Here is a 16,488-nt window from a genome sequence, read left to right as displayed (position 1 = left end):
GATGCGCTACCATGGCCCTCCCTTTTTTTGTTGCCAGCCACCATGCACTGTCCCTTCTGCGGTGCCAACGACACCAAGGTCATCGACTCGCGTCTGGTCGCCGAGGGCGAACAGGTGCGCCGCCGGCGTGAATGCCTGGCCTGCGGCGAGCGTTTCACGACGTTCGAGACGGCCGAACTGGTGTTGCCGCGCCTGATCAAAACCGACGGCAGCCGCCAACCGTTCGACGAAGAAAAACTCCGCGCCGGCATGCAACGCGCCCTGGAGAAGCGTCCGGTGAGCGTCGAGCGCCTGGAATCCTCTCTGGTTCACATCAAGCACAAGCTGCGCGCCACCGGCGAGCGCGAGGTCAAATCCCTCGTGGTCGGCGAACTGGTCATGGCTGAATTGCAGAAGCTTGATGAAGTCGCCTACATCCGTTTCGCCTCGGTGTACAAACGCTTCCAGGACCTCAACGAGTTCCGCGAAGAAATCGACCGCCTCGCCCGCGAACCGGTGAAAGAATGACCACCGTTGCCGAGCAGGCCATCCTCGACGCCCACTTCATGGCGCGCGCGCTGGAACTGGCGCGCAAAGGTCACTACACCACCCATCCCAATCCTCGGGTCGGCTGCGTGGTGGTGCGTGACGGGCAGATTGTCGGCGAAGGCTGGCATGAGCGCGCCGGCGAACCCCATGCCGAAGTCCATGCCCTGCGCGCCGCCGGTGAGCTGGCCCGGGGCGCGACCGCGTATGTGACCCTCGAACCTTGCAGTCACCATGGTCGTACCCCGCCGTGCGCCGACGCGCTGGTGAATGCCGGTGTCGCTCGAGTGGTGGCAGCGATGCGTGATCCCAATCCGCAAGTCGCCGGACGTGGTTTACAGCGTCTGGCCGATGCCGGCATCGCCACCGAAAGCGGTGTGCTCGAAGCTGAAGCGCGCAAGCTCAATCAAGGCTTTCTGAAGCGCATGGAACACGGCTTGCCGTTTGTGCGGGTCAAGTTGGCCATGAGCCTCGATGGTCGTACGGCGATGGAAAGCGGCGAGAGCCAATGGATCACCGGCCCGGCCGCACGTTCGGCCGTCCAGCGTTTGCGCGCTCAGGCCGCCGTGGTGCTGACTGGCGCCGACACCGTGCTGGTCGATGGTGCGCGCTTGACTGTTCGCGCTGACGAACTCGGTCTGGACAGCGAGCAAACCGCGCTGGCCATGAGCCGTCCACCATTGCGCGTGTTGATCGACGGACGCCTGCGGGTGCCGCTCGATGCACCGTTCTTCAAGGCTGGCCCGGCGTTGGTCGCCACCTGTGTCGCGATCGAAGAGCAATACGCTCACGGCCCTGAATGCCTGATCGTGCCGGGCGATGACGGTCAGGTCGATCTGCATCAATTGCTGATTGAACTGGCTAACCGTGGCGTCAACGAGGTGCTGGTCGAAGCCGGCCCGCGTCTGGCCGGTGCTTTTGCTCAGCTCGGTCTGGTCGACGAGTTCGTGATCTTCATCGCCGGCAAGTTCCTCGGCTCCACGGCGCGTCCACTGCTGGACTGGCCGCTGGCTTATATGAAGGATGCGCCGGAGCTGAAAATCACTGAAATTCGCGCGGTGGGCGATGACTGGCGAGTCACTGCCATCCCTGCTCAACCGGCGAGCGTATAATTCCCGGCCATCGCGTTTGCGCTGGCTCAGTTCTCAAGGAGAACCCCATGTTTACCGGCATCATCGAATCCATCGGCAGTATCCGCGCACTGACCCCAAAGGGCGGTGATGTGCGGGTCCACGTCGCCACCGGCAAGCTCGACCTGAGCGACGTCAAACTCGGCGACAGCATCGCGGTTAACGGCGTCTGCCTGACCGCCGTTGAGCTGCCGGGCGACGGCTTCGCTGCCGACGTCAGCCGTGAAACCCTCGACTGCACCGCCATGAACGACCTGAAAAGCGGCAGCCCGGTCAATCTGGAAAAGGCCCTGACCCCGACCACCCGTCTCGGCGGGCATCTGGTCAGCGGCCACGTCGACGGCGTCGGCGAAATCGTCTCGCGCTCCGACAATGCCCGCGCCGTGGAATTTCGTATCCGCGCGCCGAAAGAGCTGGCCAAGTACATCGCCCATAAAGGCTCGATCACCGTCGACGGCACCAGCCTGACCGTGAACGCCGTCGATGGCGCCGAATTCATGCTGACGATCATTCCGCACACCCTGAGCGAAACCATCATGGCGTCGTACACGCCAGGTCGCCGGGTGAATCTGGAAGTCGATTTGCTGGCGCGTTATCTGGAGCGTCTGCTCTTGGGCGACAAGGCCGCAGAGTCGAGCGCTGGCGGCACCATCACTGAAAGCTTTCTGGCCGCCAACGGCTATCTCAAATCCTGACTGAAGGGGGTGCCTTGTGGCGCTCAATAGCATCGAAGAACTGGTTGAAGACATCCGCCAAGGCAAGATGGTCATCCTCATGGATGACGAAGACCGCGAGAACGAAGGCGATCTGATCATGGCCGCCGAATGCTGCCAGGCTGAGCACATCAACTTCATGGCCAAGCACGCCCGTGGCCTGATCTGCATGCCGATGAGCCGCGAGCGCTGCGAACTGTTGAAGCTGCCGCTGATGGCACCGCGCAACGGTTCCGGTTTCGGCACCAAGTTCACCGTCTCGATCGAAGCCGCCGAAGGCGTAACCACTGGCATTTCCGCCGCCGACCGTGCGCGCACCGTGCAAGCGGCTGCCGCCAAAGACGCCAAGGCTGAAGACATCGTCAGCCCGGGCCACATCTTCCCGTTGATGGCGCAGGCCGGCGGCACCCTCGCTCGCGCTGGCCACACCGAAGCCGCTTGCGACCTCGCGCGCATGGCCGGTTTCGAGCCGAGCGGGGTGATCTGCGAAGTGATGAACGACGACGGCACCATGTCCCGTCGCGCTGAGCTGGAAGCTTTCGCGGCTGAACACAACATCAAGATCGGCACCATTGCCGACCTGATTCACTACCGGATGATCCACGAACGTACCGTTCAGCGGATTGCCGAGCAGCCACTGGACAGCGAACTGGGCCAATTCAACCTGGTGACCTATCGTGATTCGGTGGAAGGCGACGTGCACATGGCCCTCACGTTGGGCACTGTTTGCGCCGAAGAACCCACGCTGGTTCGCGTGCACAACATGGACCCGCTGCGCGACCTGTTGATGGTCAAACAGCCGGGCCGCTGGAGCCTGCGCGCCGCCATGGCGGCGGTTGCCGAGGCGGGCAGCGGTGTGGTGCTGCTGCTCGGTCACCCGCTCGATGGCGACGTGTTGCTGGCGCATATCCGTGAAACCGGGGATCAGTCCACGCCGAAAAAACCGACGACTTACAGCATCGTCGGTGCCGGTTCGCAGATCCTGCGTGACCTCGGTGTGCGCAAAATGCGCCTGATGTCTGCGCCAATGAAATTTAATGCGATATCCGGTTTCGATCTGGAAGTTGTAGAATACGTGCCCTCCGAATAATGACCGGTAGTTTCCGGACCCGAATTCGCGGCAAATAAATCACTGAGGGACGCGTAGCAGACGCGTCCCGGCTCTTTAAGAGAACTGACGAATGACCCTGAAGACCATCGAAGGTACCTTCATCGCCCCTAAAGGCCGCTACGCTTTGGTAGTGGGCCGTTTCAACAGCTTCGTGGTTGAAAGCCTGGTCAGCGGTGCAGTTGATGCCCTGGTTCGCCACGGCGTGAGCGAAAGCGACATCACCATCATCCGCGCACCTGGCGCCTTCGAAATCCCGCTGGTAGCGCAGAAAGTCGCCCAGAAAGGTGAGTTCGCAGCCATCATCGCCCTCGGCGCGGTCATTCGTGGCGGTACTCCGCACTTCGAATACGTGGCGGGCGAATGCACCAAGGGTCTGGCCCAGGTGTCCATGGAGTTCGGCGTTCCGGTCGCTTTCGGCGTCCTGACCGTTGATTCCATCGAGCAAGCCATCGAACGTTCCGGCACCAAGGCCGGTAACAAAGGTGCCGAAGCTGCCCTGTCCGCTCTGGAAATGGTCAGCCTGCTGGCACAGTTGGAGGCCAAGTGATTAGCGACGAAAGCGATCGTTTCAACCCGCGCGAACCGCGTCCAACGGACGCCGGCAAGCCTTCGAAAAGTGAAAAGCGCCGCGCTGCCCGTCAGCTGGCGACGCAAGCGTTGTACCAGCGCCACATGGCCAGTACTTCGCTGAACGAAATCGAAGCGCAGTTCCGCGTCGATAACGATTTCACCTTCGCCGATGCCAGCTACTTCCACGACATCCTGCACGGTGTTCCGGCCAGTCTGACCGAGATCGACACTGCGTTGGCGCCGTGCCTGGACCTGACCATCGAAGAGCTGGACCCGGTTGAACTGTGCGTACTGCGCCTGTCGACCTGGGAACTGCTCAAGCGTGTCGACGTGCCGTATCGCGTTGTGATCAACGAAGGGATCGAACTGGCGAAAGTCTACGGTTCCACCGACGGTCACAAGTTCGTCAACGGCGTGCTCGACAAGCTGGCCCCGCGCCTGCGTGAAGCTGAAGTGAAGGCGTTCAAGCGCTAAATCGCGCTTGAAACCTCAATGGGCGAATTCGAGCTGATCCGCAATTTCTTCGCCGCCGCGCCTTGTGCGCAGGGCGGCGAAGGCGTTGCTCTGGGGATCGGCGATGACTGCGCCTTGCTCGCTGTTCCCCGCGGGGAACAGCTGGCGATCTCTACCGATACGCTGGTGGCCGGTGTGCATTTCGCCGACCCCTGCGATCCGTTTCTGCTCGGTCAGCGTTCGCTGGCCGTCGCGGTCAGCGATCTGGCCGCCATGGGCGCCACGCCCGTTGCCTTTACCCTTGCCCTGACTGTACCGACGGTGACCGCCGATTGGCTGCAAGCCTATGCCCGCGGTTTGAACCGTATGGCGCAGAGCTGTGGCGTCGCGCTGGTGGGCGGCGATACCACGCGCGGGCCGTTGAGCCTGACGGTAACCGTGTTTGGCCGCGTACCTGCGGGTCAGGCATTGACCCGTAGCGGTGCGCAACCGGGCGACTTGCTCTGTGTCGGTGGCGAACTGGGCAATGCGGCCGGCGCTTTGCCGCTGGTGCTGGGGCAGCGTGATGCTGAGCCGCAAATTGCCCAACCGCTGCTCGATCATTACTGGTCGCCACAACCGCAACTCGCCCTCGGCCAGGCCCTGCGTGGCAAAGCCACGGCGGCGCTGGATATCTCCGATGGCCTGCTCGCCGACTGCGGCCATATCGCGCTGGCGTCGAAGGTGCGGCTTGAGATTGAACGCGAGCGCGTACCGCTGTCGGATGCATTAGTGGCGTTTCTCGGTCAGCGCGGCGCCGAGCGTGCAGCGCTGAGCGGTGGCGATGATTACGTGCTGGCGTTCACCCTGCCGTCCGTCGAGTTGCCGGCGCTGCTGGCCAATGGCTGGCCGATCCATGTGATCGGCCGCGTAGCCGAAGGGCAGGGCGTGGTCTTGCTGGACCGCGAAGGGCACGACATCACCCCGCAAATCCGGGGCTATCAACATTTTCAGGAGACACCGTGACAGATCACCCGAAACAGGTTCCGGCCGAATTCGTTCCGCCGTCGGTCTGGCGCAATCCCTGGCATTTCCTCGCGTTCGGCTTTGGCTCCGGCACCTTGCCGAAAGCCCCGGGCACGTGGGGTTCGTTAGTTGCGCTACCCTTCATCCCGTTGTGGCAGATGCTGCCCGACTGGGGTTACTGGCTGATGCTCGGGATCACCATGCTGTTCGGCTTCTGGCTGTGCGGCAAAGTCGCCGACGATCTGCGGGTACACGACCACGAAGGCATCGTCTGGGACGAAATGGTCGGCATGTGGATCACCCTGTGGCTGGTACCGGAAGGCTGGTACTGGTTGCTCGCGGGTTTTCTGGTGTTCCGCTTCTTCGACATACTCAAGCCATGGCCGATCCGCTGGATCGACCGGCATGTGCATGGCGGCGTCGGCATCATGCTCGACGACGTGCTGGCCGGCGTGTTTGCCTGGCTGGCGATGCAGGGGCTGGTATGGATTTTCGCCTGATACGCGCCGTACAGGGTTAAGTGAGGACACTAGGGATGGTTCGACGCTGGCTGGCGCTGCTGATGTTGACCTTGTTGAGCACTGTCGTCAGTGCTCAGGAAGCAGCGCATGCGCCGGCGGTGATTCATCTGGCCAGCGAAGACTGGGAAGACTACACCGCCGCTGACGGCCACGGACTCGCTTGGGATGTGCTGCGCAAGGTCTTTGAACCGGTCGGTGTGAAGGTCGAGATCCGCAGCGTGCCGTACACCCGCTCCATCGGGCTCGTGCAGTTGAAGGAAGTCGATGCGCTGGTCGGCTCCTACCGCGATGAAGCCGAGCAAGTGCTGTATCCGCACTGGAACTTCGATTCCGACCACATCTACGCGTTGGGTCTGGCGAGCAATCCTTCGCCCACCCAGGCGACGCTGGGCAAATATCGGCTGGCCTGGGTGCGCGGTTATCGTTACGAGAACTACTTGCCGAACATCAAGCGTTACAACCAGATCGAACGCCGTACCGGGATTCTGTCGATGCTCAAACAGGGGCGGGCGGATTACTACATCGATGCGCTGACCGAGATTGAAGCCGTGGTGAAAACCGCAGCCGATCCAGCGCAGTATCGCTATTCACACCTGGCCGAGCTGCCGCTGTTTCTCGGGTTTGCCGACACTCCACAGGCGCGGGCGCTGATGGCGCTGTATGACCAGCGCATGGAGCAGTTGGTGAAGAGCGGCGAGTTGAAGCCGATCTTCGAGAAGTGGAAGCAGCCGTATCCCTTCAACCCGAACTGAAGGTCTGCACAAATCCCCTGTAGGAGTGAGCCTGCTCGCGATAGCGGTCTAACTCAGACATTGATTTAGCTGACACACCGCTATCGCGAGCAGGCTCACTCCTACAAGGGAGCCGCGGCGTCCATGAGGCAGTTATCAAACTTTTTGATCGTTATGCCCGATAATTCAGCCTAAGCGTGTGCAGGAACCTGCTGTTACAATGCCGGCCTGCGAATTTTCAGACTCTTTAGATCAGGAGCACACCGGTGCCTGTCGTCTTTGTCGCCGCTTCCAAGCTGCCAACGCCTTTTGCGCAATTCACCATGCACGGTTTTCTCGATGAAGCCACCGGCCGCGAGCACGTCGTGCTGAGCCTGGGTGAAATTGCCGACGGTGCCCCGGTACTCGGCCGTTTGCACTCCGAATGCCTGACGGGCGATGCCTTGTTCAGCCAGCGCTGCGACTGCGGTTCGCAACTGGAAGGCGCGCTGAAAGCCATCGCCCGCGAAGGCCGAGGCGTGTTGCTCTACCTGCGTCAGGAAGGTCGCGGCATCGGTCTGCTGAACAAGATCCGCGCCTATGAGCTGCAGGACGGCGGCGCCGACACCGTAGAAGCCAACGAACGTCTGGGCTTTGCCGCCGACCAGCGCGATTACGCCATGTGCCTGCCGATGCTGGAGCACTTGGGTGTGAAATCCCTGCGTCTGATGACCAACAACCCGCGCAAGGTCAAAGCCTTGACCGATATGGGTATTACCGTCGCTGAGCGCGTGCCGTTGCACACCGGCCATAACCCGCACAACAAACTCTACTTGGCGACCAAGGCCAGCAAGCTCGACCACATGATGGGCAACGAGCATCAGGGCGAGGTTGATCGCGCGTGACACGGGGTCAGGTGCGGCGCCGGTTGTCGGTTGATTGGTGGAAATACCTGGCGCTGGCGCTGGTGCCGTTGTTTGTCCTCAACGCTCTGTTCGGTCAGGGCGAGGGGATTCTGCCGGTACTGGCGATGCCGTTTTTCATTGCCGGCGTCGCGTCGATGTTTGTTAGCCTGAAGTTTTTCGGTCGCTACAAACATGCGCTGATCGCTACGCAAAAAGCCCTCGATACCCCTGCTGAACCTGCCGCGTGGATTGCCCTCGCAGCCCGTCGTCGTGCGGCTTTTCTCGCGGCAGCCTTGCCGGCGTGGATTGGCGCACTGGCGGTGTTTGTCGGTCTTGAAGCCGTACCGTTGATGCTGCTGGCGTTGTCCACGGCGGTACTGTTTTATCTCTACCGTATCCCGCGTCAACTCGGCTGATGCGCCGTCTGTGGCTGGCGCTGCTGTTGCTGGCCGTCAGTGGTCCTGCGCTGGCGCAACTGCGAGTTGTCAGCCTCGCACCGTCCCTTTCTGAAATCGTCGTTGAACTGGATTCGGCGGATCTGTTGGTCGGAGTGCTGGATGCCGGAGAGCGGCCGGCGGCGATTGCCAGCGTTCCGTCAGTCGGTCGCTATGGCCAACTCGATATGGAACAGCTGCTGAGCCTCCAGCCTGATTTGTTGTTGCTGTGGCCCGGGAGTGTCGGCCCGGCGCAACGTGATCAATTGAAACGTCTGGGTATCCCGACCTTTGTCGCCGAACCGCATTCCCTCGAACAACTCACCACCCAGATAGAAGCCATTGCTGCGCAGTTGGGGCGGCCGGAGCGTGGGGTGAAGCGGGCGGCGGAGTTGCGCAAACAACTCGTTGAGCTGCGCCAGCGCTATCGCCGCGATGTGCCGTTGCGGGTCTTCTATCAGGTGTGGGACAAGCCGCTGTACACCGTCGGTGGCGGGCAGATCATCAGCGATGCGCTGGAAGTGTGCGGGGCGCGCAATGTGTTCGCTGACCTGAGTCTACCGGCGCCGCAGGTGAGTATTGAGGCGGTTTTGCAGCGTGATCCTGAAGTGATTCTGGCGGGGGATCAGGCGCAACTTGATGCGTGGAAGGCGTGGCCGCAGGTGGCAGCGGTGAAGCAGGCAAAGTTACTGTTGGTCACCGACAAAGGCCTTGAGCGCCCAAGCGGCCAGATGATCAGCGCCACCGCCAAGCTTTGCCAATTGATCGCGCCGGACCACTGAAACCGTGGTGACTTCTTCGCGAGCAGGCTCGCTCCCACATTGGTTCTCTGGCGGGCACAAAATGTGTGGTTGTGCTCAATCTACTGTGGGAGCGAGCCTGCTCGCGAAGAGGGCAGCCAAAGCACTGCAAAGCTCAGATCAAAGCTCTGGCGTCCAGGTGACACCAAACATCCACCCCCGACCTTCTTCGCGATAGCCATACTGGCTGCCGTCGTAGCTGTAATTCGCCCGGCTGTAGCTCTTGTCGAAAATGTTATCGACCTTCAGATCCAGCTTGATCTCGCGATTCAGTGCCCAACTGCTGCGCAAGCCGAACAGCGCATAGCCGCCCAGCGCCTGCGTATTGTCCTTATCGTCATAACTGCTGCTGACCGCCTGCCAACTGGCGCCGAGGCTGACTTGATCAAACTGTCGATCCAGATCCCAGCTCAACGTCCGCCGCGCACGCCGGGCCAAGGTGTGCCCGGTATCCCGATCACGCGGATCGATGATCGCTACGCCAAGGTTGCTCTGCCAGCCGAACAACTCCTGCTTCAGCGCTGCTTCGAAACCGTTGATGCGTGCTGAAGCCACGTTCTCTGGACGTGAGTTGCTGCCGAAGATGATCGCGTCTTTGAGGTCGGTACGGTAAATCGACGCTTCCAGGCGACTGCTATCGGTCAACTGACTGCGCCATTGCAGCTCGTAGCTTTTCGAGGTTTCCGGTTTCAGATCCGGGTTGCTGAAGTCCGGGTAGTACAGGTCGTTGAAGGTCGGCGCGCGGAAGCCTTCGCTGTAGCTCAGCAACAGATCGTTGTCCGGGTTCAGCGGCAGGGTGAACGTGCCGCTCCAGGTGTTCTGGCTACCGAATTGCTGGTTATCGTCATGGCGCAGCCCCAGCTCCGTGGAGAAACTGTCGGCCTGATATCGATGCTGAATGAACGCGGCGCGGTTCCAGCGGCTGTCTTCGTCGAATGCGGTGCTGCTGTTGACCCGGTCTTCGTACCAGTCGCCGCCGAGGATCAGGCTGTTGCGGGCATCCAGGGTCAGGTCGTTTTGCCAGTTCACCGAATCGCGGTAGGTGTTGAACACCGTGCGTTCGTCGCTGAGCTTGTCGAGGGTTTTCTCGCGGTTTTCGGTATGGCCGAACTCGACGCGGGTTTTCCAGATCTCGTTGACCCGGGCATCGACGTAACTGCTGACGCTACTGACGTTGAAATCGCTGTAGGGCTGCTGCTGGTAGGACTGATCCGTCGCGAAGTCATATCTACCGAACGGGTTGTCGAACTCGCCCTTGCCACGGTTATCCAGCAGATTGGCGCCGGTTTCGATGTCATCGGTCAGTGCATGGCTGAGGCTCAGGCTGACGGATTTATTGCGGTAGGCGTCGTGATCGCCATCGCTTGGATACGACTCATGGGTACGGTCGATTCCGGCGGTTTCATCGAGGCTGGCGCCGAGGTTGAAGCGGGTTTTCTCATCGCCACCGGACAAGCCGAGGCTGCGCTCCCAGGTCTGGTTGCTGCCGAAACCCAAGTGCATGCGCGGCTGTAAACCTTGCCCGGTGCCGCGCCGGGTGAAAATCTGAATCACCCCGCCAATCGCATCGCTGCCGTAAATCACCGAACGCGAACCGCGCAGCACTTCCACGCGCTCGATCTGCTCGATATTCAGATGTTGCAGGTTACTGTCGCCGGAAGTGGAACTGCCGATGCGCTGGCCATCGACCAGCACCAGGCTCTGCGCCGACTGCGTGCCGCGAATGTAGATCCCCGGCAGACTGCCGCGTCCGCCGGCCTGCGCCACTTGCACGCCGGGGACGCGCCGCAGCAGATCAGGCACGTCGCTCGGTTGCAGACGGTCGATGTCTTCGCGAGTGAATACCGTGTTGGCGGCGCTGCTGTCGTTGCGGGCTTCGACCTGGCGGTTGGCTGAGATCAGCATGTCCGGCAGTTTCAGTGCCTGATCACGCTCGAAGGTATCGGCGAAAGCGTTGGTGGATGGCAGCAGAAGAAAGGGCAGGGCGAGGCGCGAGAGGTTCATGGAAATCCATCGGGAATTTCAGATGTGCACAAATCAAATGTGGGAGCGAGCCTGCTCGCGAATGCGCTGTATCAGTCAGCCCTGATTTGACTGACAGTCCGCATTCGCGAGCAGGCTCGCTCCCACAAGGGTATTGCGTTTATTTGTCGAGCAAGGCCAGACGCTGACGAATCGACGCTTCGATCCCGGCCTCATCCAGCCCGCACTCGGCCAGCATCTGTGCAGGCTTGGCGTGCTCGACGTAGATATCCGGCAAGCCCAGATGCAGCATCGACTTGAGAATGTTCTCGCGTGCCAGAAACTCGCTGACGGCACCACCGGCGCCGCCCATGATCGCGTTTTCTTCGATGGTCACCAGCAACTCGTGGCTGCCGGCAATCTCGCGCACCAGCGCTTCATCCAGCGGTTTGACGAAACGCATGTCGACCACGGTGGCATCCAGTTTCTCGGCGACTTTCAGCGCCTCGGCCAGTTGCACACCGAACACCAGCAAAGCCACTTTGCTGCCCTGACGACGGACGATGCCTTTGCCGATTTCGATCGGTTCGAGATCTTTCTCGATGGCCGCATTCGGGCCGCTGCCGCGTGGATAACGCACTGCCGCCGGGCCGTTGTACAGGTGGCCGGTGGTGAGCATCTTGCGCAGCTCGTTTTCATCGCTCGGGGTCATGATGACCATGCCCGGGATGCAGCGCAGGTACGACAGATCGAAGCTGCCGGCGTGGGTCGGGCCGTCTTCGCCGACCAGACCGGCACGATCGATGGCGAACAGCACGTCGAGGTTCTGCACCGCCACGTCATGTACCAACTGGTCGTAACCGCGCTGGAGGAATGTCGAATAGATCGCCACCACCGGTTTCGCGCCTTCGCAGGCCATGCCGGCAGCGAATGTCACCGCGTGCTGCTCGGCAATCGCCACGTCGAAGTAGCGCAGCGGGAAGCGTTCGCTGAACGCCACCAGATCCGAGCCTTCCTTCATCGCCGGGGTAATCCCGACCAGACGTGGATCAGCCGCCGCCATGTCGCACAGCCATTCGCCGAACACCGCCGAGTATTTCGGCCCGCTGGCCTGCTTCGGTGCGGCGGCTGGAGCGTCCAGTGGTTCGAGCTTGGTAATGGCGTGGTAACCAATCGGGTCAACTTCCGCCGGGGCGAAGCCTTTGCCTTTCTTGGTGACGATGTGCAGGAACTGCGGGCCTTTCAGATCGCGCATGTTGCGCAGCGTGGCGATCAGCGTGGGCAGGTCGTGGCCGTCGATCGGGCCGATGTAATTCCAGCCCAGCTCCTCAAACAGGGTGCCGGGGACCAGCATGCCCTTGGCGTATTCTTCGGTTCGACGGGCGATTTCCCAAGCGCCGGGCAGACGCGACAGCACTTTTTTGCTGCCCTCACGCATGCTCGCGTAGGTGCGGCTGGAAAGGATTTTCGCCAGATAATTCGACAGACCGCCGACATTGCGCGAGATCGACATGTCGTTGTCGTTGAGGATCACCAGCATGTTGGCGTTGACTTCCGGCGCATGGTTCAGCGCTTCGAAAGCCATGCCGGCGGTCAACGCACCGTCGCCGATCACGGCAATCGCCTTGCGATCACTGTTCTGCAGGCGGGCGGCAATCGCCATACCCAGTGCAGCGCTGATCGAGGTGCTGGAGTGGCCGACGCCAAAGGTGTCGTACTCGCTCTCGGCGCGGCGAGGGAAGGCAGCGATGCCGTCCTTCTGACGCAGGGTGCCCATGCGCTCGCGGCGACCGGTGAGGATCTTGTGCGGATATGCCTGATGACCGACGTCCCACAGCAGACGGTCGTCTGGCGTGTCAAAGACGTAATGCAACGCGATGGTCAGCTCGATCACGCCCAGGCCGGCACCGAAATGCCCACCGGTCTGACCGACCGTGTAGAGCAATTCCAGGCGCAACTCATCGGCCAGGGTTTCCAGCTCGGCTTCGCCTAACCGGCGCAGGCCGTCCGGCGTATTCGCGCGGTCGAGCAGGGGCGTGGTCGGGCGCTTGCGGGGAATCTCATGAAACGTCGTGGGCATCAGGCGAATCGTTATAGGTATAGAAGATGCGGCAGTTTACCTGATGCATCGCCCCCTGCCCACGCGTTGGTCTTTTTTGGCGGATACGCCGTCAGTTGCGCCGCTCGACGATATACCGGGCCAGCTCGCGCAACGGCTCGGCTGCCGCGTCAAACGGTCGCAGGGCGTGCAGGGCCTGATCGCGCAGTTCCAGCGCGTAAGCCTTGGCAGCGTCGAGACCGAGCAGCGCCGGGTAGGTCGGCTTGTCGCGGGCGATATCGGCACCCTGGCGTTTACCGAGTGTTTCGGTATCGCTTTCGACGTCGAGGATGTCGTCCTGCACTTGGAAAGCGAGGCCGATGGCCTGTGCATAAGTCTGCAGGGCGCGCAGTTCATCCGGCTCGGCACGGCCGCTGGCCAGGGCGCCGAGTTTGACGCTGACTTCGATCAGCGCGCCGGTCTTGTGCCGGTGCATCTGTTCGAGGGCTTTCTGATCGAGTTTGAGGCCGACCGAGCCGAGGTCGATGGCTTGACCGCCGACCATGCCTGCCGGGCCTGCGGCGTTAGCCAGCGCAGTGACCATTTGCAGGCGAATGTCGCTGCTGCAGTCGCTCAAGCGCGGTTCGAGCAGGGCGCTGAAGGCCAGGCTCTGCAAACCGTCACCGGCGAGAATCGCGCAGGCTTCATCGAATTTCTTGTGAGTGGTCGGCTGGCCGCGACGCAGATCGTCGTCGTCCATCGCCGGCAAATCATCGTGAACCAGCGAATAAGCGTGGATCAGCTCGACCGCGCAGGCCGCGCCGTTGGCTTGCTCAGCCTTGCCACCGAGCGCTTCGCACGCGGCGTAGGCCAGCAGCGGACGCACGCGTTTGCCGCCGTTCATCACGCTGTAGCGCATGGCTTCGTAAAGCCGCGCCAGCTCCGGCAACGGCGCATTGAACAGGGTTTCCAGCGCTGCGTTAACCCGGGTCTGACTGCTCGCCGTGTACGCGGCAATCATTCTGGCTGTTCCGCGTCGAAGGGTTCCTCGGCGAGTTCGCCATCGCGCTCCAGCAGCACTTGCACCTTCTGCTCGGCCTGCGCCAGCGCTGCCTGGCAATCACGGGTCAGACCGATGCCCTGCTCGAAAGCGGTCAGCGAGTCTTCCAGCGACAATTCACCGTTCTCCAGACGTTCGACCAGTGTTTGCAGGTCGGCGAGGGACTGTTCGAAATCCAGTGCAGCTTTTTTGCGGGCCATGGCGGCGATTTCCGGTTGACGTTAAACCGGCGCGACACTAGCAGATAGGGGGTTTATGGGCAAATGGGCGGGCCGGCTCTCAAGGGCAAAACATGACTCTGTGACGGTTGGGTTTAACGGGCTGCTCTGTCCGGATATTTGATCTGGTAGCGCGTGCTCCGACCGCCCCCCGGCAAGCGTTGCAGGCAACCTTTCTCAAGCAACTGCGCAAGATGTCGGGTCGCCGTGGCCTTCGACACTTTCGCCACCGCTTGATATTGACCGGCGCTGATACCGTGCTCAAAGCCCCGCTCGCCGCCGTCGAGCAGACGATTGAGCACTTTGACCTGCTCCGCCGAAAGTTCGGACTCGCGGTGTGCCTGCCAGAAACGCGTCTCGCCCAGCACGCTTTCAATCCGGGTGATGGCTTGTTGCAGACTGCGTAGCAAGGTTTGCAGGAACCATGTGAGCCACTCAGTGATATCCAGCGTGGCTTTCTGGCTCGATTCCAGAATCCGATAGTAGCCGGCACGATCATCCAGAATGCTCGCCGACATGGCGTAGAAACGGATGGCTTGCGCTTCGCCCTGTGCCAGCGCCAGATCCGTGATGGTGCGGGTCAGGCGACCGTTGCCATCATCGAACGGATGCAAGGTAACAAACCAGAAGTGGGCGATGCCCGCGCGAAGCATCGGGTCCAGTGCTGTCTGATGCTGGCTGGCCTCGAACCATTGGAGAAATTGATCGAGCTGCTGTTCAAGACCTTGGCGTGGTGGTGCTTCGAAATGAACGGTCGGGCGATCAATGCGACCCGAAACCACCTGCATTGGCTCGTCACCGCGTAGCGCGCCCACATGCATTGAGCGCGCAGTAAGGTCAGCCTCTTGATCAGGAAACAGCCACTGGTGCCATTCCAGCAGGCGTTCCAGCGTCAACGGTTCGGTAAATCGACGGGTGGCATCCAGCATTAGCTGCGCCAGACCTTCACTGCGTTGACTGACTTTATCGCCGTCGATCAACTCCAGGCCCAATCGTCGCGCCAGCGACGACCGTACGGACCCAACATTCAGTTGCTCACCTTCGATGGCCGAAGACGTCACGATATTCTGCAAAAGGGCATCCAGTTCGGTCTGAGCCCCCAAAGAGTCGCCTACTGAACCGGACATACCCATCAACTGACCTTGCGCCTGCACACACTCGCGCAACAACGGTGTCAGGCGTTCTGCCTGCCAGTTGAAGTCGGGCCAGTCGGGCTGCTGCCAGATCCAGTGAGTTGCCATTCGTTGCCTGCCTTGAGTCCGTGAGCCGAATAGAAAAGCTATTCGGCTCATTTTGTGAGCCGAATATGACGCCTATTCGGCTCACCGTCCACCGGATTGGCTGGATTTCTACAGCAATAGCACATGTATCCGATTGTTAAAAAACTGCCAAATGGCTAATCTTCGCGCCTTCTACGACCCCATAGTCACGGGTCTTTCAGACGAAACGCAGTTTCACCGCTGTGAAGTACCGAGGATCGGGTGCAAGGTTTCGTTCAGGCATGGCAGGAGGCATCACATGCGTTCATTTCTTTGGCTGCTGATCGGCCTGGCCTGCGCGCCCGCACTGCTGGCGGCGCCGACGGCCGAGCTGTCGGAGCCGGTGGGCGGCTGGCGCTATCACGGCTTGCTCGACCGCACGGAAAACCCGCAAGTCGCCTACCCGACGCCGCCGATCGATCGCGGCATCCAGCGCAATCGCACGATGATCCAGGGCCAGCTCAAGGCCATCGGCCATATGCGCCCGCCGCACAGTCTCGCCGTGAATGGCAATCCACTGAATCTGTACACCGACGACCAAGGTCGTTTTGCACGGCCGTACGCGTTCGGCGCCGGCTCCAACAGCGTCGAAGTGATCAGCGCCGAAGGCCAGTCGCTCAAGCGCGTGCAATTTTATGAAGCAAACAATTTGCGCACGCCGGCGCGAATTCGTCTTGTCTTGGGATGGGACGATCCGAAAGCCGAGCTGGATCTGCACATTGTCACGCCCGACGGTCAGCATGCGTTCTGGGCACAACCGGCGCTGAGCAATGGCGGCGGCCTCGACCCGGATGGTGTCGATGGCCCGGGCCCGGAAATGTTCACCATGACCGCGCCGCTGCATGGCACCTATCTGGTTTACGTCAACTATTGGGGCAACTTCGGCAACGGCGGCTATAACTTCGAGGAGACCAGCAACCAGAACGAGGTCATCACCTCGCAAATCACGCTGGTGCTCAACGAAAACACCGTCGACGAAAAACGCGAAACGTTCATCGTGCCCCTGCGGGCGATCGGTGATCTGCTGCTGGTCAAGACTTTCAATTATTAAGTAAGCATTCCGCCACGGATGAA

At 61.2% G+C, this 16,488-nt stretch carries 18 protein-coding genes; 13 read left to right on the top strand and 5 right to left on the bottom strand.

Features of this window, described 5'->3' with window-relative positions; translation table 11 throughout:
- Positions 1–42: 42 nt before the first annotated feature.
- The 12 genes from nrdR to VY732_RS26300 all read left to right on the top strand — a co-directional run bounded on the left by nrdR (position 43) and on the right by VY732_RS26300 (position 8,859).
- Positions 43–507 (top strand): transcriptional regulator NrdR, encoded by a 465-nt coding sequence (gene nrdR, locus VY732_RS26355; protein ID WP_007910946.1) that lies wholly within the window; start codon positions 43–45, stop codon positions 505–507.
- Positions 504–1,637 carry a bifunctional diaminohydroxyphosphoribosylaminopyrimidine deaminase/5-amino-6-(5-phosphoribosylamino)uracil reductase RibD gene (ribD, locus tag VY732_RS26350; protein ID WP_331692598.1) on the top strand — a complete coding sequence of 378 codons (1,134 nt, stop codon included), beginning with the start codon at positions 504–506 and terminating at the stop codon, positions 1,635–1,637. Before nrdR ends, ribD begins: the two co-directional genes overlap by 4 nt.
- 47 nt (positions 1,638–1,684) lie before the next feature.
- A complete protein-coding gene (locus tag VY732_RS26345; RefSeq protein ID WP_077574707.1) occupies positions 1,685–2,350 on the top strand; it encodes a riboflavin synthase in 666 nt (221 codons plus the stop codon).
- A gap of 16 nt (positions 2,351–2,366) precedes the next feature.
- Positions 2,367–3,458 (top strand): bifunctional 3,4-dihydroxy-2-butanone-4-phosphate synthase/GTP cyclohydrolase II, encoded by a 1,092-nt coding sequence (gene ribBA / locus VY732_RS26340; RefSeq protein ID WP_331692595.1) that lies wholly within the window; start codon positions 2,367–2,369, stop codon positions 3,456–3,458.
- A 91-nt stretch (positions 3,459–3,549) separates the two neighbouring features.
- On the top strand, positions 3,550–4,026 hold the full coding sequence (ribH, locus tag VY732_RS26335) for a 6,7-dimethyl-8-ribityllumazine synthase (RefSeq protein ID WP_003228649.1): 477 nt from the start codon (positions 3,550–3,552) through the stop codon (positions 4,024–4,026).
- Positions 4,023–4,523, top strand: a complete 501-nt coding sequence (nusB, locus tag VY732_RS26330; protein WP_034153728.1) for a transcription antitermination factor NusB — start codon at positions 4,023–4,025, stop codon at positions 4,521–4,523. The genes ribH and nusB overlap by 4 nt, the downstream gene beginning before the upstream one ends.
- Before the next feature lie 18 nt (positions 4,524–4,541).
- On the top strand, positions 4,542–5,507 hold the full coding sequence (gene thiL / locus VY732_RS26325) for a thiamine-phosphate kinase (RefSeq protein ID WP_116029886.1): 966 nt from the start codon (positions 4,542–4,544) through the stop codon (positions 5,505–5,507).
- Positions 5,504–6,007, top strand: coding sequence for a phosphatidylglycerophosphatase A family protein (locus VY732_RS26320; protein WP_007910933.1), 504 nt, complete (start codon positions 5,504–5,506; stop codon positions 6,005–6,007). Before thiL ends, VY732_RS26320 begins: the two co-directional genes overlap by 4 nt.
- A gap of 35 nt (positions 6,008–6,042) precedes the next feature.
- Positions 6,043–6,780: a substrate-binding periplasmic protein gene (locus VY732_RS26315; RefSeq protein ID WP_077574705.1), complete on the top strand. Its 738-nt coding sequence runs from the start codon at positions 6,043–6,045 to the stop codon at positions 6,778–6,780.
- A 245-nt stretch (positions 6,781–7,025) separates the two neighbouring features.
- The gene (gene ribA / locus VY732_RS26310; RefSeq protein WP_016984117.1) at positions 7,026–7,643 is read left to right on the top strand and encodes a GTP cyclohydrolase II; all 618 of its coding nucleotides are present in this window, start codon (positions 7,026–7,028) and stop codon (positions 7,641–7,643) included.
- Positions 7,640–8,059 (top strand): MFS transporter, encoded by a 420-nt coding sequence (locus VY732_RS26305; RefSeq protein ID WP_116029885.1) that lies wholly within the window; start codon positions 7,640–7,642, stop codon positions 8,057–8,059. The genes ribA and VY732_RS26305 overlap by 4 nt, the downstream gene beginning before the upstream one ends.
- A complete protein-coding gene (locus tag VY732_RS26300; protein WP_331692589.1) occupies positions 8,059–8,859 on the top strand; it encodes a cobalamin-binding protein in 801 nt (266 codons plus the stop codon). The genes VY732_RS26305 and VY732_RS26300 overlap by 1 nt, the downstream gene beginning before the upstream one ends.
- Positions 8,860–8,997: 138 nt before the next feature.
- On the opposite strand, the gene VY732_RS26295 is transcribed toward VY732_RS26300, so the two are convergent.
- The 5 genes from VY732_RS26295 to VY732_RS26275 form a co-directional block, all read right to left on the bottom strand.
- Entirely contained in the window at positions 8,998–10,881 is a 1,884-nt protein-coding gene (locus tag VY732_RS26295) for a TonB-dependent receptor domain-containing protein (protein ID WP_331692588.1), read from the bottom strand.
- 139 nt (positions 10,882–11,020) lie between these two features.
- Complete coding sequence (gene dxs, locus VY732_RS26290) at positions 11,021–12,919, bottom strand: 1-deoxy-D-xylulose-5-phosphate synthase (RefSeq protein WP_331692587.1); 1,899 nt, start codon at positions 12,917–12,919, stop codon at positions 11,021–11,023.
- 91 nt (positions 12,920–13,010) lie between these two features.
- The gene (ispA, locus tag VY732_RS26285) at positions 13,011–13,898 is read right to left on the bottom strand and encodes a (2E,6E)-farnesyl diphosphate synthase (protein ID WP_116029881.1); all 888 of its coding nucleotides are present in this window, start codon (positions 13,896–13,898) and stop codon (positions 13,011–13,013) included.
- Positions 13,895–14,137 carry an exodeoxyribonuclease VII small subunit gene (locus VY732_RS26280; protein ID WP_003228627.1) on the bottom strand — a complete coding sequence of 81 codons (243 nt, stop codon included), beginning with the start codon at positions 14,135–14,137 and terminating at the stop codon, positions 13,895–13,897. The genes ispA and VY732_RS26280 overlap by 4 nt, the downstream gene beginning before the upstream one ends.
- Before the next feature lie 113 nt (positions 14,138–14,250).
- Positions 14,251–15,396 (bottom strand): Fic family protein, encoded by a 1,146-nt coding sequence (locus VY732_RS26275; RefSeq protein WP_331692586.1) that lies wholly within the window; start codon positions 15,394–15,396, stop codon positions 14,251–14,253.
- Positions 15,397–15,673: 277 nt separating this feature from the next.
- Between VY732_RS26275 and VY732_RS26270 the strand changes: the two genes are divergently transcribed.
- A complete protein-coding gene (locus VY732_RS26270) occupies positions 15,674–16,465 on the top strand; it encodes a YfaP family protein (protein ID WP_095048805.1) in 792 nt (263 codons plus the stop codon).
- Positions 16,466–16,488: the final 23 nt, after the last annotated feature.

The organism is Pseudomonas sp. ZY71, from assembly GCF_036542145.1.
GTDB classification, from domain to species: domain Bacteria; phylum Pseudomonadota; class Gammaproteobacteria; order Pseudomonadales; family Pseudomonadaceae; genus Aquipseudomonas; species Aquipseudomonas koreensis_A.
Note: the sequence above shows the minus strand (reverse complement) of the source record. Positions and strands in the feature narration are given on the sequence as shown.

Coding starts and splice junctions, on each gene's coding strand:
- VY732_RS26345 (WP_077574707.1), top strand. CDS start 1,685: ATGTTTACCGGCATCATCGAATCCATCGGCAGTATCCGCGCACTGACC.
- thiL (WP_116029886.1), top strand. CDS start 4,542: ATGGGCGAATTCGAGCTGATCCGCAATTTCTTCGCCGCCGCGCCTTGT.
- ispA (WP_116029881.1), bottom strand. CDS start 13,898: ATGATTGCCGCGTACACGGCGAGCAGTCAGACCCGGGTTAACGCAGCG.
- nrdR (WP_007910946.1), top strand. CDS start 43: ATGCACTGTCCCTTCTGCGGTGCCAACGACACCAAGGTCATCGACTCG.
- VY732_RS26315 (WP_077574705.1), top strand. CDS start 6,043: ATGGTTCGACGCTGGCTGGCGCTGCTGATGTTGACCTTGTTGAGCACT.
- dxs (WP_331692587.1), bottom strand. CDS start 12,919: ATGCCCACGACGTTTCATGAGATTCCCCGCAAGCGCCCGACCACGCCC.
- ribD (WP_331692598.1), top strand. CDS start 504: ATGACCACCGTTGCCGAGCAGGCCATCCTCGACGCCCACTTCATGGCG.
- VY732_RS26275 (WP_331692586.1), bottom strand. CDS start 15,396: ATGGCAACTCACTGGATCTGGCAGCAGCCCGACTGGCCCGACTTCAAC.
- VY732_RS26300 (WP_331692589.1), top strand. CDS start 8,059: ATGCGCCGTCTGTGGCTGGCGCTGCTGTTGCTGGCCGTCAGTGGTCCT.
- VY732_RS26295 (WP_331692588.1), bottom strand. CDS start 10,881: ATGAACCTCTCGCGCCTCGCCCTGCCCTTTCTTCTGCTGCCATCCACC.
- VY732_RS26280 (WP_003228627.1), bottom strand. CDS start 14,137: ATGGCCCGCAAAAAAGCTGCACTGGATTTCGAACAGTCCCTCGCCGAC.
- ribH (WP_003228649.1), top strand. CDS start 3,550: ATGACCCTGAAGACCATCGAAGGTACCTTCATCGCCCCTAAAGGCCGC.
- VY732_RS26270 (WP_095048805.1), top strand. CDS start 15,674: ATGCGTTCATTTCTTTGGCTGCTGATCGGCCTGGCCTGCGCGCCCGCA.